The organism is Pseudomonas sp. Larv2_ips (genome assembly GCF_963879675.1).
Classification (GTDB): Bacteria; Pseudomonadota; Gammaproteobacteria; order Pseudomonadales; family Pseudomonadaceae; genus Aquipseudomonas.
Genome location: NZ_CAWOAW010000037.1, coordinates 167539 through 194383, shown reverse-complemented (window position 1 = coordinate 194383; position 26845 = coordinate 167539). Strand labels below are relative to the sequence as shown.

General features: G+C 63.7%; 25 protein-coding genes. 22 read left to right on the top strand and 3 right to left on the bottom strand.

Features of this window, described 5'->3' with window-relative positions; translation table 11 throughout:
- Positions 1 to 103: 103 nt before the first annotated feature.
- Positions 104 to 2920 carry an ATP-binding protein gene (locus AACV02_RS29425; protein ID WP_177413668.1) on the bottom strand — a complete coding sequence of 939 codons (2817 nt, stop codon included), beginning with the start codon at positions 2918 to 2920 and terminating at the stop codon, positions 104 to 106.
- Positions 2921 to 3496: 576 nt separating this feature from the next.
- On the opposite strand from AACV02_RS29425, the gene AACV02_RS29420 reads away from it, so the two are divergent.
- The 9 genes from AACV02_RS29420 to AACV02_RS29380 all read left to right on the top strand — a co-directional run bounded on the left by AACV02_RS29420 (position 3497) and on the right by AACV02_RS29380 (position 10325).
- Entirely contained in the window at positions 3497 to 3769 is a 273-nt protein-coding gene (locus AACV02_RS29420; protein ID WP_106579920.1) for a BufA1 family periplasmic bufferin-type metallophore, read from the top strand.
- Positions 3766 to 4179 (top strand): DoxX family protein, encoded by a 414-nt coding sequence (locus tag AACV02_RS29415; protein WP_119736355.1) that lies wholly within the window; start codon positions 3766 to 3768, stop codon positions 4177 to 4179. Before AACV02_RS29420 ends, AACV02_RS29415 begins: the two co-directional genes overlap by 4 nt.
- A gap of 12 nt (positions 4180 to 4191) precedes the next feature.
- Positions 4192 to 4953 carry an alpha/beta fold hydrolase gene (locus AACV02_RS29410; RefSeq protein ID WP_119736352.1) on the top strand — a complete coding sequence of 254 codons (762 nt, stop codon included), beginning with the start codon at positions 4192 to 4194 and terminating at the stop codon, positions 4951 to 4953.
- 26 nt (positions 4954 to 4979) lie between these two features.
- The gene (gene bufA2, locus AACV02_RS29405; RefSeq protein WP_017137586.1) at positions 4980 to 5252 is read left to right on the top strand and encodes a BufA2 family periplasmic bufferin-type metallophore; all 273 of its coding nucleotides are present in this window, start codon (positions 4980 to 4982) and stop codon (positions 5250 to 5252) included.
- Between the two features lie 131 nt (positions 5253 to 5383).
- Positions 5384 to 6208, top strand: a complete 825-nt coding sequence (gene bufB, locus AACV02_RS29400; RefSeq protein WP_119736350.1) for an MNIO family bufferin maturase — start codon at positions 5384 to 5386, stop codon at positions 6206 to 6208.
- Complete coding sequence (locus AACV02_RS29395; RefSeq protein ID WP_119736348.1) at positions 6205 to 6957, top strand: HvfC/BufC N-terminal domain-containing protein; 753 nt, start codon at positions 6205 to 6207, stop codon at positions 6955 to 6957. The genes bufB and AACV02_RS29395 overlap by 4 nt, the downstream gene beginning before the upstream one ends.
- A 320-nt stretch (positions 6958 to 7277) precedes the next feature.
- Positions 7278 to 8642, top strand: coding sequence for an MFS transporter (locus AACV02_RS29390; protein ID WP_106579914.1), 1365 nt, complete (start codon positions 7278 to 7280; stop codon positions 8640 to 8642).
- 70 nt (positions 8643 to 8712) lie between these two features.
- Positions 8713 to 9840, top strand: a complete 1128-nt coding sequence (locus AACV02_RS29385) for an MFS transporter (protein ID WP_119736346.1) — start codon at positions 8713 to 8715, stop codon at positions 9838 to 9840.
- A 17-nt stretch (positions 9841 to 9857) separates the two neighbouring features.
- Positions 9858 to 10325, top strand: a complete 468-nt coding sequence (locus AACV02_RS29380; protein WP_256680268.1) for an MEKHLA domain-containing protein — start codon at positions 9858 to 9860, stop codon at positions 10323 to 10325.
- On the opposite strand, the gene AACV02_RS29375 is transcribed toward AACV02_RS29380, so the two are convergent.
- Positions 10322 to 10843, bottom strand: coding sequence for a DUF3087 domain-containing protein (locus tag AACV02_RS29375; RefSeq protein WP_119736344.1), 522 nt, complete (start codon positions 10841 to 10843; stop codon positions 10322 to 10324). The genes AACV02_RS29380 and AACV02_RS29375 overlap by 4 nt on opposite strands.
- A gap of 118 nt (positions 10844 to 10961) precedes the next feature.
- Here AACV02_RS29375 and AACV02_RS29370 point away from each other — a divergent pair, with 118 nt between their 5' ends.
- Together AACV02_RS29370 and AACV02_RS29365 are read left to right on the top strand one after the other, a co-directional pair.
- A complete protein-coding gene (locus AACV02_RS29370) occupies positions 10962 to 11138 on the top strand; it encodes a hypothetical protein (RefSeq protein WP_177413667.1) in 177 nt (58 codons plus the stop codon).
- A 15-nt stretch (positions 11139 to 11153) separates the two neighbouring features.
- Positions 11154 to 11351 carry a DUF6021 family protein gene (locus AACV02_RS29365; RefSeq protein ID WP_106579911.1) on the top strand — a complete coding sequence of 66 codons (198 nt, stop codon included), beginning with the start codon at positions 11154 to 11156 and terminating at the stop codon, positions 11349 to 11351.
- Between the two features lie 37 nt (positions 11352 to 11388).
- Here AACV02_RS29365 and AACV02_RS29360 read toward each other — a convergent pair whose 3' ends face one another.
- A complete protein-coding gene (locus AACV02_RS29360; protein ID WP_106579910.1) occupies positions 11389 to 11625 on the bottom strand; it encodes a DUF6555 family protein in 237 nt (78 codons plus the stop codon).
- Positions 11626 to 11745: 120 nt separating this feature from the next.
- Here AACV02_RS29360 and AACV02_RS29355 point away from each other — a divergent pair, with 120 nt between their 5' ends.
- From AACV02_RS29355 to uvrA, 11 genes are all read left to right on the top strand, one after another.
- Complete coding sequence (locus tag AACV02_RS29355) at positions 11746 to 12579, top strand: arylamine N-acetyltransferase family protein (RefSeq protein WP_119736342.1); 834 nt, start codon at positions 11746 to 11748, stop codon at positions 12577 to 12579.
- A 124-nt stretch (positions 12580 to 12703) separates the two neighbouring features.
- The gene (locus tag AACV02_RS29350) at positions 12704 to 13456 is read left to right on the top strand and encodes an outer membrane beta-barrel protein (protein ID WP_119736339.1); all 753 of its coding nucleotides are present in this window, start codon (positions 12704 to 12706) and stop codon (positions 13454 to 13456) included.
- A gap of 145 nt (positions 13457 to 13601) precedes the next feature.
- Positions 13602 to 13958 (top strand): c-type cytochrome, encoded by a 357-nt coding sequence (locus AACV02_RS29345; RefSeq protein WP_119736337.1) that lies wholly within the window; start codon positions 13602 to 13604, stop codon positions 13956 to 13958.
- A 74-nt stretch (positions 13959 to 14032) separates the two neighbouring features.
- Positions 14033 to 15361 (top strand): D-arabinono-1,4-lactone oxidase, encoded by a 1329-nt coding sequence (locus tag AACV02_RS29340; protein ID WP_177413671.1) that lies wholly within the window; start codon positions 14033 to 14035, stop codon positions 15359 to 15361.
- 59 nt (positions 15362 to 15420) lie between these two features.
- Positions 15421 to 16629, top strand: coding sequence for a DSD1 family PLP-dependent enzyme (locus AACV02_RS29335; protein WP_177413670.1), 1209 nt, complete (start codon positions 15421 to 15423; stop codon positions 16627 to 16629).
- 107 nt (positions 16630 to 16736) lie between these two features.
- Positions 16737 to 17354, top strand: coding sequence for a transcriptional repressor LexA (gene lexA, locus AACV02_RS29330; protein ID WP_106579904.1), 618 nt, complete (start codon positions 16737 to 16739; stop codon positions 17352 to 17354).
- Positions 17354 to 17968, top strand: coding sequence for a translesion DNA synthesis-associated protein ImuA (gene imuA / locus AACV02_RS29325; RefSeq protein WP_106579903.1), 615 nt, complete (start codon positions 17354 to 17356; stop codon positions 17966 to 17968). Before lexA ends, imuA begins: the two co-directional genes overlap by 1 nt.
- 7 nt (positions 17969 to 17975) lie before the next feature.
- Positions 17976 to 19391 (top strand): Y-family DNA polymerase, encoded by a 1416-nt coding sequence (locus AACV02_RS29320; RefSeq protein WP_119736330.1) that lies wholly within the window; start codon positions 17976 to 17978, stop codon positions 19389 to 19391.
- On the top strand, positions 19367 to 22459 hold the full coding sequence (locus AACV02_RS29315) for an error-prone DNA polymerase (RefSeq protein ID WP_218568287.1): 3093 nt from the start codon (positions 19367 to 19369) through the stop codon (positions 22457 to 22459). Before AACV02_RS29320 ends, AACV02_RS29315 begins: the two co-directional genes overlap by 25 nt.
- Before the next feature lie 126 nt (positions 22460 to 22585).
- Positions 22586 to 24289 (top strand): ATP-binding protein, encoded by a 1704-nt coding sequence (locus AACV02_RS29310; protein ID WP_119736326.1) that lies wholly within the window; start codon positions 22586 to 22588, stop codon positions 24287 to 24289.
- Between the two features lie 8 nt (positions 24290 to 24297).
- The gene (uvrA, locus tag AACV02_RS29305; RefSeq protein ID WP_119736323.1) at positions 24298 to 26817 is read left to right on the top strand and encodes an excinuclease ABC subunit UvrA; all 2520 of its coding nucleotides are present in this window, start codon (positions 24298 to 24300) and stop codon (positions 26815 to 26817) included.
- Positions 26818 to 26845 lie beyond the last annotated feature (28 nt).

Genomic DNA, 26845 nt, shown 5'->3' with positions numbered 1-26845 from the left:
AGTGGTGGGGCAAGAGCCCTTTGGTTACTTTGGGGCTTTTCCAAAGTGACCCGCCGTAAGGGCGGAACCCATACCCGCGATCACCCAAATACCGGATATGCCCTCAGCGATGCTGAAACCTGGGCAAAGAAGCAATGCGTAACTTAGGCTCCTGCAACCGCGCCAAGTCCGTGGCAATCTGCGCCCGCCAGAAGTGCGCACCGGCCAGTTGCGCATCCACCCACGCCTGGCGCAGCAGCACCTTGGCCTTGTCCACCGACCCGTAGTTGCCCTGGCGCAGTGTCAGTTGGGCCTTGATCCGCAGCATCTGCGGCACAAACCAGCGCTCATGGCGGCCGATGGCCAATTGCAGCGTCTCCTCCAACACTTCCAGCGCAAGTTTTTCCAGGCCCAGGCGCGCCAACCCCAAAGCGTATTCACAACGAAACAGACTGTAGAGCTGACCATCGCCCTGGCCCTGCAGGTGCTGCAGGGCTTCGCCAAGTTGCGGCACGCCTTCTTCCGGCGAGCCCTGGCGGATCAGCAGGATGCTCTCGAAACACAGGCGAAATTGCCGCCAGATATGCAAGTCCTGGCGGGTGGTGCTGTCCTGCAGCAGGCCCAGGTAATACCGCATTTTCGGCAGATTGGACGCCAGCAGCGCCAGGGGGATCGCCCCCAGGCACAAGGTGTACCAGAGGGTCGCCGGGTGATCGAGTGAGACCGCTTCATCGACGCAGGTGCCGATCAGCCGCAGGGCCGGGTCGACGTCGCCTTCCATAAATTGCACCTTCGCCTTGAGGCAGCGTGCGGCGATGCGCTGATCAAACAGCGCGTCGATGATATGCGAGCGCGGGGCCGACGGTGAACCCAGGGCTTCGTCGATATTTTGTCGGGCGCCCGCCAGATCGCCCATGTGAAACAGCACCACCGCCCGCATGCGCTTGCCCAGCAGTTGCTGGTTCCCGCTGTTGTTCAACGCAATGTAGCGCTCGGCCAACTCCAGTGCTTCGGCGTACTGGTTACACGCACAACGATCACCCCAGAGCCCCCACAGCGCGCGAAGTTTGTGCTCGGCATCGCCGAGTTCGCGGCCGTCCTCGCGCACCTGGCGCCATGCTTCACGCAACGGGCCGCCGGTGCCGTCGGTGAGCATCAGCGCGCTGGCCAGCGCGGTGTTCAGCAGCATGCGTTGGCGCGTCGGCAATGGGGTGCTGGCGTCGCTGGCCAGCCCCTGGTCAACCCAGCTGCGGCACTCACTGACCAGCGACAGGCGCAACCATAACGGCACGCCGCCCAACGTCAGTTCAATCCCCAGCGGCAGGTTGCCGGTCGTCGAGTAGGCCCAGTCGAGTGCCGACCGCACCGTGTTGATCTCGGGGCCATACAGCGCGACCCAGGTTTGCGGTGACAGGCCATCCAGGGTCTGCCCGGCTTCCTGCAACACCCCAAGGGCATAGCGCGCATGGCGTTCGGCGGTGGCGTTGGTTTCGCCCTGTTCGGCGAGCTTTTCCAGGGCGTAGGCGCGAGTGGTTTCCAGCAGGCGATAACGCTTGAGCAACTGCGATTCGCCGGCGATCAGCAGTGACTTGTCCATCAGGCTTTCGAGCAGGGGCAGGGCATTGCGCGGGTCGAGGGCGCTGCTGGCAGTCATGGCCTTGACGGCATCAAGGGTGAAGGAGCCGGTGAAGACAGCCAATTGGCGCAGCATCGCCTGCTCGTCGCCGCTGAGCATCGAATAGGTCCAGTCAAGGGTCGCGCTCAGTGAGCGATGGCGGGCGAGGGCGGTGCGCCGGCCGGTCATTTGCAGGCGGAAGCTGCCGTCCAGCAGGCCGACCAGGTCCTGGATGCCAAAGGTGCGTACCCGCGCGGCGGCTATTTCGATGGCCAGCGCATTGCTGTCGAGCTTGCGGCAGATGGCGCTGACGGCCGCCACGTCGGCGTCGTTGAATACAAAGTCGGGGTCAAGGGCGCGCACGCGCTCCACAAACAGGCGCACGCCGGACCATTTCAGCGCTTCGACGGCGCTGAGTGTCGTGTGTTCGTCGGGCACTTGCAGCGGCGCCAGGTCGTGCACGCGCTCGCCGTCGGCGCGCAGCGGCTCGCGACTGGTGGTCAGCACGTAGCATTGAGGGGCGCTGCGCAAGAGGGTTTCCACGGCATCGGCGGTGGCCGGCAACACGTGTTCGCAGTTGTCCAGTACCAGCAGCAGGCGGCGGTCGGCCAGGGTGGCGGCGATGCTGTGCAGCGGCTCGTCGCTGCCCGTCTGGATGCCCAGGGCGCTGGCGAGCATGCCGGTGACCCATTGCCCGCTGGTGGCCGGCGCCAGGTCGACGAAGCAAGTGTCCAGCTTGAGTTGGTTGGCTAACTGATGGGCCACGGCCATGGCGACGGTGGTCTTGCCGATGCCGCCAGGGCCGGTGATGGTCAAGAACCGCTGGTTCAGCACCTGGTCGGCAAGGCTTTCGACCAACTCATCGCGGCCAATCACTTCGCAGGACGGCGGCGCGACAGAGGGCTCATGGACGCGCGCGTGGGGCACCGGCAGATTGTCTTCGCCGGCCGCCTGCACGGTCACCGGCGCCACGAAGCGATAGCCGCGGCCCGGCACCGTGACGATATAGCTGAAGTTGCCATCGTCGCCCAAGGCCCGGCGCAGCGCGACGATCTGCGCGCGCAGGTTGCATTCCTCCACCACCACCTTGGGCCAGGCGAACGAGATCAGCTCGGCTTTCTCCAGCAGTTCGCCGGCGCGGGTGGCCAGGGCAATCAGCAAATACAGGGCGCGGCTGCCCAAGGTGACGGGCTCACCGTTTCGCAGCAATACGTGCTGGCGTGCGAGTAAGAGGAAGGGGCCAAAACCAAGGGCGCTTTCGGCGCACGCCGGGGCCAGGGGTTCTGCGTCCATGAAGGACACTGCGTGGTTCTTGCTCGAGCTCATCAATTCGTCCTTTTTATAGTCAGGCTTGTTATTGGCGATCAGGCCATTCGCCCTTTTGGGTACAGATGTGCAGCAGCAGTCTTGGAAAGTTGATGTCGATCAAAAAGTCGGGAAAGGTCGCCCTCCTTTGGGGCGTTGTCGTTTTTATTGGCGTGCCACGGATTGTGTTTCAGTTGATGAGACTGTCTCAAAGCTGAAACATTTTATTACCAGAAACAGGGATAAAGCAGAATGTATGCCAGTTGGCATGTAACAAAGATGACAACAACCGCATGAAATTTATGGTGATTTTTAGGGTCGTCGAGGCCGCCTGAAGGGCTTCGTTCGGAAAGGCGAATATTTCTAATTGTGTCGTTCGGGATGCCGAATAAATCGGCGCCTATTTAGCGGTGGGTTATTCACTGTGTATCACTGTGTATCCGCGCACCACCTTGATACACCGGCATGACGTTCTGTCGTGTTTGCGACACAGAGCGGATACACGCCTGGCTTTAACTCTGTTCACCAGCCGGCGCTGGCGGTCACGCACCGCCATTCGCGCCCTGGTCACACTCAGTCAAGCCAGGAGATACACCGATGAAGCGTCCTTACGCTGCCCTTGCGGCAACCCTCGCCCTGTCCCTCAGCGCCTTCGCGGCGGTGGCTCATGCCGATGAGCCCAAACCTCAGGAAAAGTGCTTCGGCGTGTCCCTCGCCGGCGCCAACGACTGCGCCGCCGGCAAGGGCACCTCGTGCGCCGGCACCGCCACCGCCGACTATCAGGGCAACGCCTGGGTGCTGGTGGACAAAGGCACCTGCACCCAGATCAAGACCCCCAAGGGCTACGGCAGCCTGACGGAACAGCCGTGATCCAGCGCCTGCTGCCCCAGGCACTGCTGTTGTTGGTGGCGCGGCTCGGGATCGCCGCGGTGTTCTTCCTGTCGGGGCGCACCAAGGTCACGGGTTTTCTGAACCTCAAACCGTCGACCTACGCGCTGTTCCGTTCCGAATATGCCTTGCCGTTGATTCCGTCGGACTGGGCTGCGCACCTGGCCACCTACGCCGAACACCTGTTCCCGCTGCTGCTGGTGCTGGGCCTGCTGACGCGTCCGGCCGCCGCTGCGCTGCTGGGCATGACCCTGGTGATCGAGGTGTTTGTGTACCCCGACGCCTGGCCGGTGCACCTGACCTGGGCGGGCCTGCTGCTGCCGCTGCTGGCCTATGGCGGCGGAACCTGGTCGCTGGACCGCTTGCTGTTGAGCAAACCTTTACAACTCTGATGGAGAGTCCCGATGCGAATGCTTTCTTCCCTGACCATTGCGATGGCAATGACCGTTCCGCTGTTGGCCCAGGCGGCCGACACCGCGCAGCCCGACACCGGCAAAAGCGTGGTGATCGTGCCCGGCTCGTTTGTCGACGGGTCCGGCTGGCGTGTGGTGCACGACATCCTGATTCACAAGGGCTACAAGGTCACCGTGGTGCATCAAAGCCACGAGAACCTCGCCGCCGACGTGGCTGAAGCGCGCGAAGTGCTCGAGCAGCAAGTGGGGCCGGTGGTGCTGGTGGGCCACAGCTCCGGTGGTGCGGTGATCTCGATTGCCGGCGATCGCGACAAGGTCAAGTCGCTGGTCTACGTCTCGGCGTTCCAGCCGGAAGTGGGCGAGAACATGGCCCAGCTGATTGGCTCCATGCCCGCGCCCAGCGATGACATCAAGCCAAGCCGCGATGGCCACTTGTTCTTCGACCGCACTCGGTTCAACGCCGATTTTGCCGCCGACCTGACCACCAACCGCACCGACTTCATGGCCGCCTCCCAAGTGCCGGCCACCACCGCGCTGTTCGGCGGCACCGTGTGGGCTGCGGCCTGGCACAAGAAGCCGACCTATGCGGTGGTGTCCACCGACGACCGCGCACTGAGCCCCGCGCTGCAACGCTGGATGTACCAGCGGGCCGGCTCCAGGGTCACCGAAATCAAGGCCAGCCACTCGGTGTACATCGCCCAGCCTGAGGCTGTGGCGAAGGTCATCGAAGACGCCGCGTCTGTCATCAAGTAACCCACACACCCACACAGGAAAACACCATGAACACTGCACTCAAATCCCGCTTGAGCCTCGCCGCTGCCGCCGCCCTGATCGCTATGGCCTCGGCTTCATTCGCCAGTGCCGCCAGTGCCGCCGACCAGCAGGAAAAACCCGGCCGCTGCTATGGCGTCAACAGCTGCAAGGGCGAAAGCCTGTGCGCCACCGCCAAGCACGACTGCAAGGGCCTCAACAGCTGCAAGGGCGAGGGCGTGATCGTCAAGACCCCATCCGAATGCCTCAAGGCCGGCGGCACCCTGACTGAACCGAAATAAACCATCACCCCTTGCCGGCGCGGGCTTGCCCACGAAGAGCGTTAATGAGGACGCGGGCGTGCAGACAGTGCACAGCGTGCTCAAGTTTTTCGCGTGCAAACCCGCGCCTGCAGTTTTACTGGAGAGCCGCCATGCTGACATCCAACCCGCCCTTTTCGGGCTATGGCCTGGGCCTGCGCAAGGAACACTACTGCGATTTCCTGGAGACCTCGGTGCCCGTGGATTTCGTCGAAGTGATCTCCGAGAATTTCATGGTCGCGGGCGGCCAGCCCCGGCACATCCTGCGCCAGATCCGCGCACGGCACCCGGTGGCATTGCACGGGGTGTCGATGTCCATCGGCAGCGCTGAAGGGCTTGACCCGCACTACCTGCAGCGCCTCAAGGCGCTGGTCGATGAAATTGAGCCGTTGTTTGTGTCCGACCACTTGAGCTGGTCGCGCAGGGGCAATTTCAATGCCCACGACTTATTGCCGGTGCCCTACACCGAGGAGGCGCTGGACCGGGTCTGCGCCAATATTCATCAGGCCCAGGAAGTACTCGGCCGCACGCTGCTGGTTGAAAACCCGTCCAGTTACCTGGCGTTTGATGGCGCGTCCATGAGCGAGTGGGAGTTTATTGCTGCCATGGCCCGGCGTACCGGCTGTGAGCTGTTATTGGACGTGAACAATGTGTTTGTCAGTGCCAGTAATCATGGCTTCGATGCGCTGGCGTTTCTCGCGGGCATGCCTGCCGAACGCGTGCGCCAGGTGCATTTGGCCGGCCATAGCCAGGGCCGCGCGTTGTTGATCGACAGCCACGACCGCCCGGTGTGTGCCGGGGTGTGGGAACTGTATGCCCACGCCATCGCGTTACTGGGGCCGGTGGCGGTGATGATCGAGCGCGACGATGAGCTTCCACCGCTGGCCGAGTTGCTTCAGGAGCTGTCCACGGCCCGTGCCTTGGCAGCGCAGCAATGAACCTGGCCGAGTGGCAGCAGGCGTTTCGCACCTGGCTGGTGAGCGCCTCGGACGAGGCCGCGCAGGTGCTGGGCAATCACCGCGCAGGCCTGGCGGTGTACCAGAACAACTACCGTGCGCAATTGGTGGGTTGCCTGGAGCAGGCGTTCCCGAACCTGCGTCGATGGCTGGGCGATGAGGCCTTTCTGGCGGCCAGCATTGCCCATATCGACCAGCATCCGCCGCATGCCTGGACGCTGGACGCGTATCCCGAAGGTTTCTACGCGACGCTGAAGACGGTGTTCCCGCACAACCCCGATGTGCATGAGTTGGCCTGGATCGAGTCGGCGTTGAATGAAGCGTTCGTCGCCGCCGATGCGTCGCCTGTGCCCGTGCCCGCGTTGGCTGAAGTGGACTGGGACAGCGCGGTTTTGCAGTTGACCCCGTCGCTGCGTTGCCATGCCTTGACCACCAATGCCGAGGCCATATGGTCTGCGCTGTGGCAGGAAACCGAACCGCCCGAGGCGGTGATGCTGGAGGAGGCGGGCGGCTTGTTGGTCTGGCGGCGTCAGTTCACCTCGCGCTTGCGTCAGGTGCAGGCGCTGGAGCTTGACGCTTTGCTGCATGTGCAGGGCGACGGCCGTTTTGCAAGGTTGTGTGAATTTTTGGTGGCGCGTTTGGGCGAAGAAGCGGGCGTGGTCCAGGCCGGTGAATACCTGGCCGCATGGTTGGGCAGTGAGTTGATTGTGGGGGCCGTGGCGAGTGAATAACCTGTGGCGAGCGGGCTTGCTGTGGCGAGCAGGCTTACTGTGGGGAGGCTGGCTCAGCGTGGTGGAGGCTGACCTTTTGTGGCGAGCGGGCTTGCCCCGCGTTGGGCTGCGAAGCGGCCCCAAGGGCGGCCAACCGGGTTTGTCAGATACACCACAGCGACTGCAAGGGCAGCGCTCCGCACTCCAACGCGGGGCAAGCCCGCTCGCCACGACGTTGGCGGCGGCAAACATGAAAACTCTGACAGCCAGGCAATTGGCCACTGAAAAAATCCGCGTCTGCCCGTACTCTAGGGGCCTTTGTTACCAGCGCCGGATTGTTCATGTCTTCTGTTGCCGATGGGTTGCCCTCCAATAAACGCTTGCCGGCCGTAATCGCCCTTTCTTTGGGGATCGGCATGGCGACCCTCGACACGGCCATCGTCAACACCGCGCTGCCCACATTGGCCGAAGGCATCGGCACCGACTCGGCCTCGGTGATCTGGGTGGTCAACGCCTACCAACTGGCGATTATCGCCACGGTGCTGCCATTCGCTTCGTTGAGTGATGTGTGGGGGCACCGTCGGGTATACCTCGGTGGGTTGCTGCTGTTTATTGTCTCGTCGCTGTTTTGCGGGCTGGCCGGGTCGTTGCTGACCCTGACGGCCGCGCGTGTGGCGCAAGGCTTGGGCGCGGCGGCGGTAATGAGCGTGAATACCGCGTTGCTGCGGCATATCTACCCGGCAAAAATGCTCGGGCGCGGCCTTGGCTACAACTCGCTGGTGGTGGGGCTGGCGTTCACCCTCGGGCCGACTGCCGCGTCGGCGATTCTGTCGGTGGCAAGCTGGCACTGGCTGTACCTGATCAACGTGCCGCTGGGCCTTTTGGCCCTGGGGCTGGGCCTGCGTTCATTGCCGACATTGCCCATGACCGGTCACGCGTTCGACCGCCTCGCCGCGCTGCTGTGTGCCGGGTTGTTCGCCTTGCTGGTGCTTGGCCTGGGCACGGCGGTGCACGGCGCCCAGGGCGCACTGACCCTGGGCCTGATCGCCGTGGCGCTGGTCTGCGGTGCGTTACTGTTGCGCCGCCAGGCTGGGCACCCGGCGCCGATGCTGGCTCTGGATCTGTTCAAGCGCCCGGTGTTTGCGCTGTCTTCCCTGACTGCGATCTGTGCGTTCAGCGCCCAGGGCCTGGCGTTTGTGTCATTGCCGTTTCTGCTGCAGGCGGTGCTTGGTCATAGCCAGGTGGAAACCGGTTTTCTGATGACGCCGTGGCCGGCCGTTGTTGCGGTCATGGCCCTGGTCGCAGGGCGCCTGGCAGACCGCGTGTCGCTGGGCGTGTTGTGCGGCATCGGCCTGTTGCTGCTCAGTGCGGGGATGGCGGCGCTGGCAACCCTGGGCAGCGGCGCGTCGGCCTTTGATATCGGCTGGCGCATGGCGCTGTGCGGCGCCGGGTTTGGCTTTTTTCAATCGCCCAACCTCAAGGCGATCATGACCAGCGCACCCTTGGCCCGCAGCGGCGGGGCCAGCGGCATCGTGGCGATCTCGCGGCTGCTGGGGCAAACGCTGGGGGCGTCATTGGTGGCGTTGTGTTTTCACCTGTCCCTGGGCAGTGGCCCGCAATACGCGCTGTGGCTGGGTTGCGTGTTTGCGTTGGTGGGCAGTGTGGCCAGCGGTCTGCGTTTGCTGCCCTATGAGAAAAAGGCGTGACGGGGCGTTGTAAAGTCCGCCGTGGGAAGGCTAACGTGGCGGCCTGAATATTTCAGGATGTTTCAGCTTTATGTCCAGCCTGGCCCACCGCACTGCCGATACCACGTCCCGACGCGCCGCGCTGACCCTCGCGTTATGCCTGCCCAGCGACGTGTTGCTGTACCTGCTGTTGCCGATGGAATCCCAGGCCTTTGGCATCACGCTGGCGCAGGCCGGGGTGTTGTTGGCAGCCAACCGCCTGGTGCGGATTTTTGGCTATCGGCATGTGCTCAATTTCTATGCGCGCAACGGTGACCGGCTGACGTGCATGATTGCTGCCGGCGCGGCGACGGTGTGCGCCCTGGGCAACTCGCTGCTGTCGGGGTTCGCTGCGCTGCTGGGCTTGCGGCTGATCTGGGGCCTGTGTTTTGCCGCGTTGAACCTGTCGACCCAAGTATTGGCAACGTCCGAGCCCGCTGGTGCAGCCCGCCGGGCGGGGCGTTCACGCGCGATGATCGCTCTCGGCCCGATGCTGGCACTGCCGCTGGGTGGCTGGTTGACCTTATGGGCAGGCCCACGCCCGATCTTTGTGATGCTTGCCGGCTGCTGCCTGGCGGGCTTGTGGGTGGCGCGTGGCTTACCCACCGCCGGGCATGATTTGCACAGCACCGGGCGGCGCTTCAAGTGGCCCGACAGTGTGGCGACCTGGTCGTTTATCGAAGGCGTGGCGCTGGACGGGCTGTTTATTTTTGGCCTGTCGATCCAGGCGCAGAAGATTCTCGGCGGCGATGCGGTGCTGATCGCCGGCGGTTTGATGGCCCTGCGGTATGCCTCGGAAATGCTCCTGAGCCCCCTGGGCGGCCGTGCGGCGCAACGCTTTGGCGCCACGTCGATGCTGTTGCTGTTTTCATTCTTGAGTGCCCTGGCCCTGACTGCGTTCGGCAGTTATTGGGTGATCGTCGGCGCGGCGGCGGTATTGGTGCTGCGCGCGCTGCAACTGCCGCTGGTGACCACCCTGGTGGCCGAGCGCAACCCAGGATCGATGCGCGTCTCGGCACTGGCGTCGAATGCGGTGTGGCGCGATGTCGGCGCGGGCCTCGGGCCGTTACTGGCGGGCCTGTTGCTGCCGGTGGCGTCAGCGCCGTGGGTGTTCGGCCTGGCGGGCGCGGCCATCGCGGTGAGCGCGGTATTTTGCTGGCGCACTCAGGTTTCCAACTGACCAGGTGAGGTGGTGTGGTGTCCCTTCAAGAAGATTTCGTGCGGGTGCTGGATGAGTCGTATCGACACTGGAGCGGCCAGGGGCTGCCGGCGCCGGAACACCTCAACGCGCAGCAGCGCCTGAGCTGGCTGCACGCCCACGCACCCTATAGCCTGCTGGCCCACGACGGCGCCGCCGACCCGCGTTTTACCTACGCCAATGCGTGCGCGTTGCAGTGCTTCAAATACCCTCGCGAGATGTTTATCGGCATGCCTTCACGCTTCAGCGCCTCGGAACGTGATCGCGCCGAACGCCAGGTATTGCTTGAGCAGGTGACCGCCCATGGTATCGCCCAGGGCTACAGCGGCTGGCGCGTGGATGCGCACCATCAGCCGTTCATGATCTACGCCGGGGTGGTCTGGACCTTGCTCGACAAGGCCGGCGAGCCGTGTGGGCAAGCCGCGCTGTTCTGGCCGGATGAACAGCGCATCGGCGTGCTGGCTTAGGCGCTTTTGAGGCTGTCCAGCCATGCGGGGTCGAGGCGGGTTTGCTCGGTGTCGATGCCCAGTGCCTGCATCTTCGCCTGGTGGGCGTCGATCTCGCCGACCAATTGCGCCTGGGCACTGGAGTTGGCGTCCAGCGCATGCATCTGCGTGAGCCCCAAGTGGTAAAAACGCAACAGCTTGATCGCCGTCGGGTCGTTGGCCTGCACGCCTTCGGTGACCTTGTGCATCACGTTGGTCACGCTCATCAAACTGCGCTTGAGCTGCCAGCCATACACCGCCGGCGCGAGCCAGGGCTGGGTCCAGAACGGGCCGCGCACCAACGCGACGGTGATCAACACCCCGGCAAACACACCGCCGACGTTGAAGCGCAAGTTGTCACCGCCGGGTTCGCCGAACAGCATGACCGCCAGGCTCGACAGCAGCATTGCCAGGGCCACGAACAGCACGGCAATGATCAGGGTGCTGCGGCGGGTCTGCTGGCGGAAAGTGGCGGGATCACAGGGTTTGAGCTCGAACATCCGGGTCTGGTCTCAAGAAGGGGCGGGGTGGCATCTTCGCATGCTTTGCGCAATCAAGTTGAACGATGGCTTCGCGCGGTTTCTCTACATCTGTGTAGCCCCCATGAGGTAAACCATCATGCCCGAATACAAACAGCCGCCGCCCGGCACCCCTGACCCTGACCGCACACCCGGTGAAGAGGAGCACGACAACGATGCGTTGCGCCCCAACGACCCGGCGGAGCGTCAGGACGACGATGTGGAACAGGTCGAGCAAGACCTTGAACACCTTCATGACAAAGCCCGCCCGCTTTAAAACAAGGAGATCGCCGTGAGTAATCCCCCGCAAGGCCCGCGTTCAGACGAGCATGGCAGTGGCAAGGACGAACTGGGTTTTGACCCGGATTCCCCCGATGTGGCCGACCCGCAAGTCGACCCCATCGGCCCTGCGATCGCACCGCTGGACAAAGAAAAACAGCCGAAAAAAAAGCCGCCCTATGATCCGCTGGGCGACTTGAAAACTACTTGAAGAAACACGACAAGCCCCGCCATTGCGGGGCTTGTGCTTATTTGGGTGGCACCCAGGTGACGTCGGTAATACCGAACTTTTCCGCCCAGGGCCGGGTGGTTTTTTTCACCTGCTCGTGACCCACACGCCCGATGCGGCTCACATGGGCGATGTCGGCATCCACCGCGGCCCAATGCCACGCCTCGGCGTTGTTCATCACTTCCGCGCGCACCACAAAGGACTTCGGTTGGCCGTGAAGCTGGTAATTAATGGTGTAGATTTTTGCGGTACTCATGTTGCCTCCCTGTCTTGTTATAGATGGATAGGTGAGTGTTCAAAAAGGTTCAGTCAAAATGACAAGTCGCGCATTGGCCCGGCATAGTGAGCGCTTCGCCCCGCGCTCAAGGATCGCGCCATGCCCCGTTTGACTCATCGCCAGCTTTACCTGCAACGCCTGGGCTACGACACGCCGCCGCCGCCGACCCTGCAAACCCTGCAGCAATTGCAGCTGCGCCATGTGTGCACCTTTGCCTTTGAAAGCCTGTCGACGTTGCTGCGCTGCCCGGTGCCGATCGACTTGCCGAGCATCGAGCAAAAGGTGCTGCTCGATGGGCGTGGCGGGTATTGCTTTGAATTGAACCACTTGTTTCTCGCGCTCTTGCAGGATTTGGGTTTCGAGGCGCGCGGTCTCACCGGCTGGGTCGTGATGGGCGGGCCGGTAGATGCGCGCACCGGGCGCACCCATCGCCTGAGCCTCGTCACCCTGGAGGGCGTGCGCTATGTCACCGACGTCGGCTTCGGCGGCATGGTGCCGAGCAGCCCCTTGCAACTGGACACCGAGGCGACCCAGGCCACCGCCCACGAACCCTATCGGCTGACGTTCAATGGCGCCGATTACACCTTGTGGGCCAAGGTGGGCGAGGAGTGGCGTGGCTTGTATGTGTTTGATCTGCAGGTGCAGGCGGACAGGGACTATGAAATCGGCAACTGGTACGTGTCGACGCACCCGGATTCAGTATTTGTTGGCCAATTGAAAGCTGCACTGCTCGCGCCGGGTAAACGCTACACATTGAACAACGCCCACTATGCGGTCCACTGCCTGGATCAGCCCAGTGAAAAGCGCGCAATCGTGAGCGTCGATGAGCTGCTGGCAGTGCTGCATGGCACCTTGGGTATTCGCCTGCCGGCGCATCCTCTTCTTCGCGAGAGCCTTAATGGCCTAGTGATGGCAATTTCCAAAGAAGCTTGAGATAGAGCCTGCGCTGAAGCGTTTTTTCTCCAAATCGATGCAAATTAATTCGAACCTTTCGCGAAAGCCGAGGTTCGAAGCGATTCCTGAATAATTTGCTCACCAGACAAGGAGATTTAAAAAGATGTCCAAGCTATTCGGAAAATTCCTCAAGGGCTCCTCGCTGTTGGCGCTGGTCGCTGCGCCTGCCGTGGTGTTCGCCGCTGCACCGACAGGCCCGATTTCCGTTTTCGGTCTGCAGGGCAGCTACAACGACTTCAAACTTGAAGGCGGCAGCGAAAGCGACAAGGACCACATGCCTGAAGCGGGCCTGTTCTACAACTTCGGCAACAAGCTCACCGCTGAATCCGGCTTTATCTACCAGGCCGGGATCGAAGCCAAGTACGGCGAAAAGAGCGACAACAAACTCAAGGAAGGCCAGGCTGACCTGGACCTCGGCTGGCGTGCCGCGCTCGACGCGCGCAACTTTGTCGACGTGATTGTGGGTGGCGGCTATACCTGGACCCGCTACGAGCCGGACACCAATGACTACGACGTCAAGCTCACCAACAAGTCACCGTTCGCCAAGGCGGCCCTGGGCTACAACCACCAGTTCGATGACATGACCCTGCGCGTCGAAGCCGGCGCCCGTCGTACCATCGACGGCCGTGCCAAGCTCAAAGTTGACGGCGTGGGCAGCGACACCGTGGACCTCAAAGACCGCACCAACCCTTACGCTGAAGTCAGCCTGCTGATGAACCAGAAAGGCGACCTGCCAGTGATGGCGGGCCTGTACTACACCCGTACCGAATACAAGCTGGACGACGACTCCTATGTCGCCGACAACACCAAGCTCAAGCGTGACGAGTACGGTTTCAAGGTCGGTATCGCGTTCTAAGCGAACCTCAAGGATGCGGGGTGGCCAACGCCCCGCATTCGACTGTCCCACCAAGCCCCCTTTGTGTCCGCCAAAACCCTCAACGCCGTGGCGTCGCTGCCTTAGTGTGCAAGCAGCTTCCACAGCCTAAGAAGAGAGGGTGGCCATGCGCCGCATTGCCTTATTGTTGGCCGTCCTCGGCCTGCTCACCGCCTGTGACGACACGCCCAAACATCCCCCCGAACGCGCCACTGCGGCCACTGCGATGCCGGCTGACCCGGCGTTGGCCCAGGTCTACGACACCAGTTGCAAGCTGTGCCACGCAAACCCTGCGTCCGGCGCGCCGCTGACCGCTGACAAGGCTGCGTGGAACCCGCGCATTGCCCAAGGCACCGACACGCTGCTCGACCACAGCATCAACGGCTACAACGGCATGCCGCCGATGGGCCTGTGCATGCAGTGCTCCGAGGCGCAGTTTGTGGCGCTGATCAGCTTTATGGCCGGTGTTGAACTCCAACAATAAGAACGGGGTGGTGGATGGCGCTCTCACGGCGGCAACTCTTGCAAAAAACGGCTGCGGCCGGGGCGTTCCTGGCGCTGGCCGGCAACCCGGTGCTGGCGCAATTGGCCCGCGCGCCACGCCTGATTCCGTGGCGCAACTGGTCGGGGGCGCAGACGTGCCTGCCGCTGGCGCGCCTGGCCCCCAAAGACCTGGATGAACTGGTGCAGGTGATCCGTCAGGCGCCCGGCACTGTTCGGCCGGTCGGCTCGGCACATTCATTCAGCGCGCTGGTGCCGACTGACGGCACGTTGGTCTCGCTGAGTGGCTTCAATGGGCTGCTGGCCCACGACCGCGCGACCCTGCAAGCGACCTTCGCCGCCGGCACGCCGATGTCACGCATGGGCCCGGCGCTTAAGGCGGTTGGGCAGGCGTTGCCGAACATGGCGGACATCGATTACCAGACCCTGGCCGGGGCGATTTCTACCTCCACCCATGGCACCGGCGTGGGCTTCACCTCGTATTCGGGCTGCGTCACCGGGTTGCAACTGGTGACGGCCCAGGGCGAGGTGCTGGATTGCGACGCCCAGCGTCACCCCGAGATCTTCAGCGCGGCGCGGGTTTCTCTTGGGGCCTTGGGCGTGGCCACCCGGATTCGCTCGCAAAACCGCGCGCCGTATCGCCTGCTGGAGCGCCAGTGGATCGCCAAGACCGAAGAGCTGCTCGAAGACGTCGACAAGCACACGCGTGAAAACCAGCACTGGGAAATGCTCGTGGTCACCCATTCCGACTACGCGCTGTCCATCGCCCTCAACGAAACCCAAGCGCCTGAAACGCCGCCGATTGACCCGGCCGAGGCGGGCGGCAACGCATTTGTGTCGATTATCGAAAAGCTCGACAAATACGCCAGTGATTTCCCCGACACCCGTCGTACCTTGCTCAACAGCCTGCGTTTTTTCGCGCGCTTTGAAGACCGCGTGGCCGAGTCGTTTCAGGTCTACGCCAACGTGCGCACTGTGCGTTTCAACGAGATGGAGTACTCGGTGCCTGCCGAACACGGCCCGGCCTGCCTGCGCGACATCCTCAAGCTGATCACCGACAAGGACCTGCGCACCTGGTTTCCTATCGAGTACCGCTACGTCAAGGCCGATGACATCCCCTTGAGCATGTTCGAAGGCCGCGACAGCTGTTCGATCTCGGTGCACCAGCATTACGCCATGGACCATCACAACTTCTTTGCCGCCGTGGAGCCGATTTTCTGGAAGTACGCCGGGCGCCCGCACTGGGGCAAATTACACACCCTCAACGCGCGCACCTTGCAGCCGTTGTACCCGCGCTGGGACGAATTCACGCGGGTGCGCCGCGAGCTGGACCCCGGCGGCAAATTTCTCAATGCGCACCTGTCATCCATCCTGGGAGTGGCCTGATGAACCGACGGCATTTTGTCCTGGGCACCGCTGCTGCACTGGCCGGCGGCGCCTGGCTGCTGCGCCCGAGTGATCGCGGCGGCCCGTACAGCGAGTATTTCCGCAGCCTGAATAATGAGCTCAAGGCGCATGGGCCGATGCGTCCGGTGATGCTGATTGACCTGGACCGCCTGGATCACAATATCGATGTGGTGATGCAGTCTGTGGGCCGTGGTGGCAAGCACTTGCGGCTGGTGGAGAAATCGCTGCCGTCGCCGGGGTTGCTGGCCTACATCGCCAAACGTGCGGGTACGCAGCGGTTGATGTCGTTTCATCAGCCGTTTCTGAATCACGATGCCCAGGTGTTTCCCGAGGCGGATATCTTGATGGGCAAGCCGCTGCCGGTGCGTTCGGCCGAGGTGTTTTATCACACCCATAAAGGCCCGTTCGAGCCCGCTCGGCAGTTGCAGTGGTTGCTGGATACGCCCGAGCGGCTGCAGCAATACCTGGCGCTGGCCCAGGGGGTGGGCACGCGCATGCGGGTGAATATCGAATTGGACGTGGGCCTGCATCGCGGCGGGGTCAGTGATAACGCGGTGCTGGCGCAGATGCTCAGGTTGATCGGTGCTCATCCGCAGCATTTGGCGTTTTCCGGGTTCATGGGCTATGACCCGTTCGTGGGGATGGGCGTGCCGGGCATTCTCGGCTCGCCCCAGGCGCTGTTCGAGCACGTGATGCAGCGTTATGACGGGTATGTCGATTTTACGCGTCGGCAATTTGCCGGGTTATGGGGCGAAGGGCTGACATTGAATACGGCGGGCAGCCCCAGTTATCGCATGCATGAGCAGGAACGCACCAGCAGCGAGGTGTCGGTGGGCACGGCGTTGCTCAAGCCCACCCATTACGATCTGCCGTCGCTGAGTGAGCATGTGCCGGCCGTGTTTATCGCCACGCCGGTATTGAAAAGCACCGGTCAGGTGACGATTCCGGCGTTGGAGGGGACGTCGCGGGTGTTTTCGTGGTGGGACCCGAATCAGCGCGAGACCTTCTTTATATATGGCGGTAACTGGATGGCGGAGTTTGAGTCGCCCTCGGGGCTGCAAAGCAATGGATTGTATGGGCGCAGTTCGAACCAGGAGATGGTTAACGGTTCGCCTGCGGTGGGGTTGAGGGTTGAGGATCAGGTGTTTTTGCGGCCCACGCAGAGTGAGTATGTGCTGTTGCAGTTTGGGGATCTGCTGGCAGTGCGCGGCGCAAAGATAGTGGAGACTTGGCCGGTTTATGGCTGACTCCAGGGGCAGGCTTGAGCTGAATGCCGGTGCGTTGCTGCCCTCGGACAGGCACTCGAGCGCTCCCGACTGACGGCTATTGTCAGAGATTTCCTACAAGAGTACAAATGTACTCCATGACGACCCTGACCCCCCGCCGCACTGCCATCCTGACCTTCATCCGCGACCGCATCGCGCAGCAAGGCCAGCCCCCCAGCCTCGCCGAGATCGCCGAGGCGTTCGGTTTTGCCTCCCGCAGCGTTGCGCGTAAGCACGTGGTGGCCCTCACGGAAGCCGGTTATATCGAGGTCAACCCTAACCAGGCCCGGGGCATCCGCCTGCTCAACCAGCCGGCACGCCCGGAATGGCTGGATGTGCCCGTGCTCGGCCGCGTCGCCGCCGGTTTGCCGATTGGCGCCGACGCCGAAGTGCACAACCGCCTGCAACTGGACCCCGCCACCTTTGCGAAAACCCCGGATTACCTGTTGCGGGTGCAGGGCGATTCGATGATCGAAGACGGCATTCTCGACGGCGACCTGGTCGGCGTACGCCGCAGCGCCGAAGCCTTGAACGGCCAGATTGTGGTGGCGCGCCTGGACGGCGAGGTCACCATCAAACGCTTCGAGCGCCATGGCGAGCACGTGCGCCTGCTGCCGCGTAACCCCGCGTATCAACCCATCGAGGTAGGCCCCGACCAGGACCTGGCCATCGAAGGGGTGTTCTGCGGCCTGGTGAGGCAAGGCTGATGGGCGCCGTCGTTGCCCTGGACTCGCTGTTCAATGGCGGCCGAGTCTGGAAGGGCCGGCCTGTTGCACCGCCGGCCAGCGTGCACCCCACCGGGCTGGCGGCGCTGGACGCGGTGCTGCCCAGCGGCGGCTGGCCGGAGGCGGCCCTGAGCGAAATCCTGATGGCCAAGGAAGGGGTCGGCGAATTGCAACTGGTGCTGCCGACCCTGGCGCGTTTATCAACGGCAGGCGAGCGCATCGTGCTGGTCGCGCCGCCTTACACGCCGTACCCGCACGCCTGGCAGAACGCCGGGGTGGATTTGCGCCAGCTTTCGGTGATCCAGGCCGAGGAGCGCGATACCTTGTGGGCCGTCGAACAATGCCTGCGTTCCGGCAGTTGCGGCGCCGTGCTGTGCTGGCCGCGCAAGGCCGATGACCGCGCCTTGCGCCGTTTGCAGGTGGCGGCCGAAACCGGCCAGACCCTGGCGTTTGCCTGGCGCTCTTTACACGAGGCAATCAATGCCTCGCCCGCTGCCTTGCGCCTGGCCGTTGAGGCAAAACCGGCGCAAGTGCGGGTGCTCAAATGCCGGGGCGGGCTGGCCCATCCGGCGCCGATTGCGCTGGCCGGGCACTGAGGTTGCCATGCGCTGGGTGTGTATTGTCTTCCCGCAATTGGCGCTGGACGGGGTGCAGCGTGTGCATCCCGAGCCCGACCAGCCGCTGGTGTTGCTGGCTGGTACGCCGCAGCGTCGCGTGTTGCAAACCGTCAATGCCGCCGCCCGCGCGTTGGGCCTGCGCCCCGGGCAATCGCTGACGGCTGCGCATGCGCTGGCCAAGACCTTCGCCAGCGCCGAATACGACCCCGCAGAAATCGAGCGCTGGCAGCAGTTTCTGGCGGCCTGGGCTTACCGTTTCAGTTCCCAGGTCAGTGTGTATTACCCGCGCGCCTTGCTGTTCGAGATCGAATCGAGCCTGGGGCTGTTCGGGCCGTGGGCGCAGTTCGAGGCGCGGTTGCGCAACGAGCTGACAGCGTTGGGGTTTCGCCACCGTATCGTCGCCGCGCCCAATCCGGCGGCGGCGCGGGTGCTGGCCAATATCTACGATGGCCTGGCCGTGGCCGATGATCACGCGCTGCACCAAGCCCTGGCGCCATTGCCTGTCGACCGTTCAGGCCTCGACCCGCAGGCCGCCACCGCCTTGTCACGCATGGGCCTGCGCACGCTGGCCCAGGTGCAGGCGTTGCCCCGCCACACGCTGGCGCGACGCTTTGATGCCGGCTTGCTCAAGCACCTGGATGCGCTGAGCGGGCAGCGGCCGCTGCCACTGGCGTTCTATCAGCCACCGGACCAGTTCGATGCACGCATCGAGCTGAATTTCGATGTGCAATCCCACCAGGCCTTACTGTTTCCGTTGCGCCGCCTGACCGGAGACCTTTCGGCCTTCCTTTGCGGTCGCGACAGCGGCGTGCAGCGTTTCGACCTGCACCTGGAACACGCCCAGGCGCCTGACAGCGTGATCAAGGTCGGCCTGCTCAGCGCCGAGCGCGAACCGGCGATGCTGTTCGAACTGGCCCGCGGCCGTCTGGAGCAGGTGCAAGTCACCTCGCCGGTACGCGGCTTTCGCCTGGTCGCCCAAGACCTGCCGGTGTTCGTGCCGCAACGCCAGGACTTGTTCGACGACCGCCCGCAACAGACGTTGCCCTGGGAGCAACTGCGCGAACGCTTGCGCGCACGCCTGGGCGATGAGGCTGTGCAAGGCCTGCGCTTTCATGCCGATCACCGCCCCGAATGCGCCTGGCAAGCCGCCGCCGATAGCCGCGCGTGCCCCACTTTGAACAAGGTGCAGCGCCCGGGCTGGTTGCTGCACGAGCCGACCTTGCTGGCCGAGCAGGGCGTACAGATTCTGATGGGCCCGGAACGCATCGAATCCGGTTGGTGGGATGGCGCCGATATTCGCCGCGACTATTACCTGATCCAGACCCGCGCCGGGCAGCAAGGCTGGGCCTATCGCACCGTCGGGCAAAGCGATGGGCTGTGGCTGCAAGGCTGGTTTGCATGAGCTACGCCGAGCTGCATTGCCTGTCCAATTTCAGTTTTCAGCGCGGCGCGTCGAGTGCGCTGGAGTTGTTCGAGCGCGCCAAGCGCCAAGGCTACAGCGCCTTGGCGATCACCGATGAATGCACCTTGTCGGGCATTGTGCGCGCCTGGCAAGCGGCGAAGGCGGTGGACATGCCGCTGATTATCGGCAGCGAGGTGCGCATCGAGAACGGCCCCAAACTGGTGTTGCTGGTTGAAGACCTCAGTGGCTACCAGCACTTGTGCCGACTGATCACCCTGGCCCGACGCCGCGCCGAGAAAGGCCGCTATCGCCTGCTGCAGGAAGACTTCGACCAGCCTCTGCCCGGCCTGCTGGCGCTGTGGGTTGCCGACGACAGCGACACCCAGGCCTCGATCCAGTGGCTGCGCCGTACCTTCGCCGATCGCCTGTGGCTGGCCGTGCATCTGCATTGCGGCCAGAACGATGCGCGCCACCTGGAACAGCGCCTGGCCCTGGCCGCCAGCCTGCACATCAAGGCGGTGGCCTGCGGCGATGTGCACATGCATGCGCGCGGTCGCCGCGCCCTGCAAGACACCATGACCGCTATCCGTCATCACGTCACGGTGGCCGACGCCGGCACACGCCTGCACCCCAATGGCGAGCGGCACCTGCGCAGCCTCGACGCCCTCGGCGCGCTGTACCCGCACGCCTTGCTGGATGAAACCCTGGCCATCGCACGGCGCTGCACGTTCGACCTCAGCCAATTGCGCTACCACTACCCGCGCGAGTTGGTACCCGCCGGCCAAAACGCGACATCCTGGTTGCGCCAGCTCACCGAAGAAGGCATTGCCCAGCGCTGGCCGCAGGGTGTCGATGCCAAGACCTTGCGGCAGATCAACCATGAGTTGGCGCTGATCAGCGAGCTGGGTTACGAAAGTTATTTCCTCACCGTGCACGACATTGTGCGCTTTGCCCGCAGCCGTTCGATCCTGTGCCAGGGCCGGGGCTCGGCGGCCAACTCGGCGGTGTGTTTTGCCTTGGGCATCACCGAGATCAACCCGAGCCTGATGAACATGCTGTTCGAACGCTTCCTGTCCAAGGAGCGCAACGAGCCGCCGGATATCGACGTCGACTTCGAACATGAACGCCGCGAAGAAGTGCTGCAGTACGTGTTCCAGCGCTATGGGCGCACCCGCGCGGCCTTGACGGCGGTGGTCAGCAGCTACCACGCGGCCGGCGCGGTGCGCGATGTGGCCAAGGCCCTCGGCTTACCGCCGGACCAGATCAACGCCCTGGCCGAATGCTGTGGGCGCTGGAGCGACGATGCGCCGCCCCTGGAGCGCTTGCGCGAAGGCGGCTTCGACCCGCAAAGCCCGATCCTGCGCCGGGTGCTCACGCTGACGCAGCAGTTGATCGGCTTCCCCCGGCACTTGTCCCAGCACCCTGGCGGCTTCGTGATTTCCGAATACCCGCTGGACACGCTGGTGCCGGTGGAAAACGCCGCCATGGCCGAGCGCACCATCATCCAGTGGGACAAGGACGACCTCGACGCCGTTGGCCTGCTCAAGGTGGATATTCTGGCCCTGGGCATGCTCAGCGCGATCCGTCGCTGCTTCGATTTACTGCGCCGGCATCGCAACCTGGACCTGGCGCTGGCGACGATTCCCAAGGAGGACGCCGCCACCTACGCGATGATCAGCAAGGCCGACACCATTGGCGTGTTCCAGATCGAGTCGCGCGCGCAGATGTCGATGCTGCCCAGGCTCAAGCCGCAAAAATTCTATGACTTGGTGATCGAGGTCGCCATCGTGCGGCCGGGCCCGATCCAGGGCGGCATGGTGCACCCATACCTGCGCAGGCGTAATAACGAAGAGCCGACGACGTATCCCTCACCGCAACTCAAGGCGGTGCTGGAGCGCACCTTGGGCGTGCCACTGTTTCAGGAACAAGTGATGCAGATCGCCATGGTCGCCGCCGACTATGGCCCCGGCGAGGCCGACCAGCTGCGCCGCTCGATGGCCGCCTGGAAACGCCATGGCGGGCTTGAGCCGCATCAGGCACGCCTGCGCGCCGGCATGCTCAAGAACGGCTACAGCGAGGCATTTGCCGCGCAAATCTTCGAACAGATCAAAGGCTTTGGCAGCTATGGTTTTCCCGAGTCCCACGCGGCCAGTTTTGCCTTGCTGACCTACGCCAGTTGCTGGCTCAAATGCCATGAGCCGGCGGCCTTTGCCTGTGCACTGATCAACAGCTGGCCCATGGGCTTCTACAGCCCGGACCAGATCCTGCAGGATGCGCGGCGTCATCGCTTGCAGATCCGCCCGGTCGATGTGCTGGCCAGTGACTGGGATTGCAGCCTGGAACCCATCGACGGCCAGCAACCGGCGATCCGCATGGGCTTGCGCATGATCTCGGGGTTTCGCGAGGAAGACGCGCGGCGCATCGAAGCGGCCCGCCAGCGCGGTACGTTCAGCGACATTGCCGACCTGGACGAACGCGCCGGGCTGGATGCGCGCGCCCAGGCATTGCTGGCGGACTCGGGCGCCTTGCGCGCGTTGGCCGGCAACCGGCACAAGGCGCGCTGGGAAGTGGCCGGAGTGCATAAACAGCTGGGGCTGTTCGCTGGCCTGCCCAGCCCCGACGAAGCGGCGGTGGCGCTGCCGGCACCAACGGTTGGCGAAGACCTGCAGGCCGACTACGCCACGGTCGGCACCACCCTTGGCCCGCATCCCTTGGCGTTGCTGCGTGATGAACTGCGTAAACGCCGCTGTCGCAGTTCCCTCGAGCTGATGGCGGTTGCGCATGGGCGCAACGTCAGCGTCGCGGGGCTGGTCACCGGCCGGCAACGCCCGGGCACCGCCAGCGGGGTTACTTTCGTCACCCTGGAGGATGAGTTCGGCAACCTCAATGTGGTGGTCTGGCGTGACTTGGCCGAGCGTCAGCGTCAGGCGTTGGTCGGTTCGCGCCTGTTGAAAGTCGACGGGCGCTGGGAGGCGGTAGGCGAGATACGGCACTTGATTGCCGGGCGCCTGACCGACCTGACGCCGCTGCTGGATGGGATTAATGTGCGCAGCCGGGATTTTCATTGACGGGAGTTGCTCAGGCCTTCTCGGATAAGCTATATGCAATGAAACGAATTATTGCAGTCAGGCTCCAAGTTTTTATCAGCGCAACTGCATCACTCATCCATTCTTCTCTTCGCCAAGAGCCCATAGATGCTTTTTTTATCCAACACCCATGGCTGCGAAGGCTGGGGCGGTGAAATGGCCCAGCGGATCCGCGCCTTTGACTGGTCGACCACTGACCTCGGCCCGATCCACGCCTGGCCGAAGAGTCTGGTCAGCGCCGTGCAGATGCTACTGGCATCCCCGATGCCGATGGTGATGCTGTGGGGGCGGCCGGGGTACATGATCTACAACGACAGCTACTCGGTATTTGCCGGCGGCCGGCATCCGTATCTGTTGGGCACGCCCGTGGAGCTGGGCTGGCCGGAAGTGGCCGAGTTCAACCGGCATGTGGTGGACACCTGTTTGGCGGGCGGCACGTTATCGTTCAACAACAAGGAACTGGTGCTGCTGCGCAATGGCAAGCCGGAAGATGTCTGGATGGATCTTTACTACAGCCCCGTCGCCGGCGACGACCAACAACCGGCGGGTGTGCTCGCGATTGTGGTGGAGACCACCGCCCACGTGAACTCCGAACGCTTGCGCCAGGAATTGACGCATAACCTGGAGCAACGCGTGGCGGCCGAAGTGCAGGCGCGCTCCTCGGCCGAAGCGCAATTGCGTCAGTCGCAAAAACTCGAAGCCATCGGCGGCCTGACCGGTGGCGTGGCCCACGACTTCAATAACCTGCTGCAAGTGATCGCCGGCAACCTGCACCTGCTGGCCCGGCACGAACCCGAGAATGCCCAGGTACAGCGCCGTGTCACGGCCGCCATCGCAGCGGTGGAGCGCGGCGCCAAACTGTCGTCGCAACTGCTGGCCTTTGCTCGACGCCAACCGTTGTCGCCGGCTGTTTACAACCCCCAGCGCATCTACGCAGGTTTGGGTGAATTACTGCAGCGGGCGTTGGGCGAAACCATCCATATCGATGTGCAATTGCCGCAGGATTCCTGGTGCATCAATGTCGACCGCAACCAGTTGGAAAACGCGTTGCTCAACCTGGCGATCAATGCCCGCGATGCCATGCAAGGCGAGGGCGTGATTCGCATCACCGGCGATAACATCATCCTCAACCCCGGCGACTGCGTGGGCAAGAGCGTCCTGCCTGGCGAATATGTGCGCCTGGCCGTCACGGATATTGGCGTGGGCATGTCGCAGGCGGTCCTGGCGCGGGTATTCGAACCGTTCTTTACCACCAAGCGTGAAGGCCATGGCACCGGCCTTGGCTTGAGCATGGTGTTTGGTTTCGTGCGGCAAAGCGGCGGCCATGTCGAGGTGTGGAGCGAGGAGGGCAAGGGCACGGTGGTGCAGATGTACTTTCCGCGCAGCCTCGGCGCCGAGGACCCGGACAGCCACCCCGTTGAGGCTGTGCCGCACGCAGGTGGCCAGGAAACCATTCTGGTGGTCGAGGACAACGTCGATGTACGGGTGACGGTGGTGGAATTGCTCGAGCAGTCGGGCTACACCGTGCTCACCGCCGAAGACGGCGACCGCGCGATGCAAGCGCTGCAGGGCGGCGTGCAGCCGGACCTGATTTTTACCGACGTGGTGATGCCCGGTCGGGTTAAAAGTACGGACCTGGCCGACTGGGCCCGCGCCCAGGTACCGCCGGTGGCGGTGCTGTTCACCTCCGGGCACACCCGCGACATTCTTTCCAGCAATCACCTGCTGAGCCCCGACATTCATCTGCTGAGCAAGCCCTACAGCCCCGAATCCCTGACACAACGGGTGCGCAGCGTGCTCACTGTCCGATAAGGTCTTTCATGACTTCACAGCGCAACATCCCTCCAGTCACCGGCCAGCACCCTGGCTTTGTGCGAGTGCGCGGCGCTCGCGAACATAACCTGCGAAACGTCGATGTCGACATTCCGCGGGACGCCCTGGTGGTGTTCACCGGCGTCTCGGGCTCCGGTAAATCATCCCTGGCGTTTTCCACGGTGTACGCCGAAGCCCAGCGTCGTTATTTCGAATCGGTAGCGCCTTACGCACGGCGCCTGATCGATCAGGTCGGCGTGCCGGATGTGGATTCCATCGAAGGTCTGCCGCCGGCCGTGGCCCTGCAGCAGCAGCGCGGCACGCCGAGTGCGCGCTCTTCGGTGGGCAGCGTCACGACCTTGTCGAGCCTGATCCGCATGTTGTACTCGCGGGCCGGCAGTTATCCGCCGGGCCAGGCCATGCTGTACGCCGAGGACTTTTCGCCGAACCTGCCCCAGGGCGCGTGCCCGCAGTGCCATGGCCTGGGCCGGGTGTATGAGGTGACCGAGGCGCTGATGGTGCCCGATCCGTCGTTGACCATCCGCCAGCGTGCGGTGGCGTCGTGGCCGTTGGCGTGGCAAGGACAGAACCTGCGCGACATCCTTGTGACGCTCGGCTATGACGTGGACATTCCCTGGCGCGACCTGCCGAAAAAACAGCGCGACTGGATCCTGTTCACCGAAGAAACCCCGACCGTGCCGGTGTACGCAGGCTTCACGCCCGAACAGACCCGCGCGGCCTTGAAGCGCAAGCTCGAACCCAGTTACCAGGGCACCTTCAGCGGCGCGCGGCGCTATATCCTGCACACCTTCACCCACACCCAGAGTGCGCTGATGAAAAAGCGCGTCTCGCAGTTCATGCAGGGCAGCGCCTGCCCGTTGTGCGAGGGCAAACGCCTGACCCGGGCGGCGCTGTCGGTGAAATTCGCCGGGGTGGATATCGGTGAGTTGTCGCAACTCTCGCTGTCGCAGTTGGCGGAGTTGCTGCGACCGGTCGCGGCGGGGCAGGACAAGATGAAACTGTCGGTGGAAAAACGCCTGGCCGCCCAGCGCATCGCCGAAGATTTGCTTGAGCGCGTGAGCACCCTGATCGAGCTGGGCCTGGGTTACCTGTCCCTGGAGCGCAGTACGCCGACGTTGTCATCCGGCGAGCTGCAGCGCCTGCGCCTGGCCACGCAATTGGGCTCGCAGTTGTTCGGGGTGATCTATGTGCTGGATGAACCGTCGGCGGGTCTGCACCCGGCGGATGGCGAAGCGTTGTTCACCGCGCTGGAGCGCTTGAAAGCCGCAGGCAATTCGCTGTTTGTGGTTGAGCACGACCTGGAAACCATGCGCCGCGCCGACTGGCTGATCGACGTGGGGCCGGCTGCCGGCGAGCACGGCGGGCAAGTGCTGTACAGCGGCCCGCCCGCGGGCCTGGCGGATATCGAGGCGTCGCAGACGCGGGAATATCTGTTCGCCGAGCGGCGCCCGCCGAGCCAGTCGCGCCGTGAGCCCACCGGTTGGTTGAAGCTCGAAGGCGTGACGCGCAACAACCTCAATGACCTGAGCGTGGACTTCCCATTGGGGTGCTTTACGGCGGTGACGGGTATCTCGGGCTCGGGCAAATCCAGCCTGGTCAGCCAGGCGCTGCTGGAACTGGTAGGCGCGGGGTTGGGCCGTGTGGTGGAAACCGACGAAGAACCCAGCCTGGAAGACGACACCCCGCAAACCAGCGGCGGGCGTATCAGTGCGGGCCTGGAGTCGATCCGGCGCCTGGTACAGGTAGACCAGAAACCCATCGGCCGAACGCCGCGCTCCAACCTTGCAACCTACACCGGGCTGTTCGACAACGTGCGCAAACTGTTCGCCGCCACGCCGGCGGCGAAGAAGCGCCACTATGACGCCGGGCAGTTCTCCTTCAACGTCGCCAAGGGCCGCTGCCCCAATTGCGAGGGAGAGGGGTTTGTGAGTGTCGAGTTGCTGTTCATGCCGAGCGTGTATGCGCCGTGCCCGACTTGTCACGGTGCGCGTTACAACCCTGAGACCCTGGCGATCAAATGGCAGGGGTTGAGCATTGCTCAAGTGCTGGGGCTGACGGTGGAGCAGGCGGTGGAGGTGTTTGCCGAGCAGCCTGGGGTGCTGCGCTCGTTGCAGGTGTTGCGCGATATTGGCCTGGGGTATTTGCGGTTGGGCCAGCCGGCCACCGAGCTGTCCGGCGGTGAGGCGCAGCGCATCAAGCTGGCGACCGAGCTGCAACGCAATGCGCGAGGCGCCACGCTGTATGTCTTGGACGAGCCCACCACCGGGTTACACCCCGGTGATGTGGACCGCTTGCTCAGCCAGCTGAATCATCTCGTTGAGGCGGGGCACACGGTGGTGGTGGTAGAGCACGAGATGCGCGTCGTGGCGCAGAGTGACTGGGTGATCGATATCGGGCCGGGGGCCGGCACGCAGGGCGGGCGGGTGGTAGCCAGTGGCACGCCGCAGAAGGTGGCCAAAAGCAAGGTCAGCCGCACTGCGCCGTTTCTGGTACGAGAACTGACTTAACTGCCCATCAGGTCGAAATGCGCAAGCG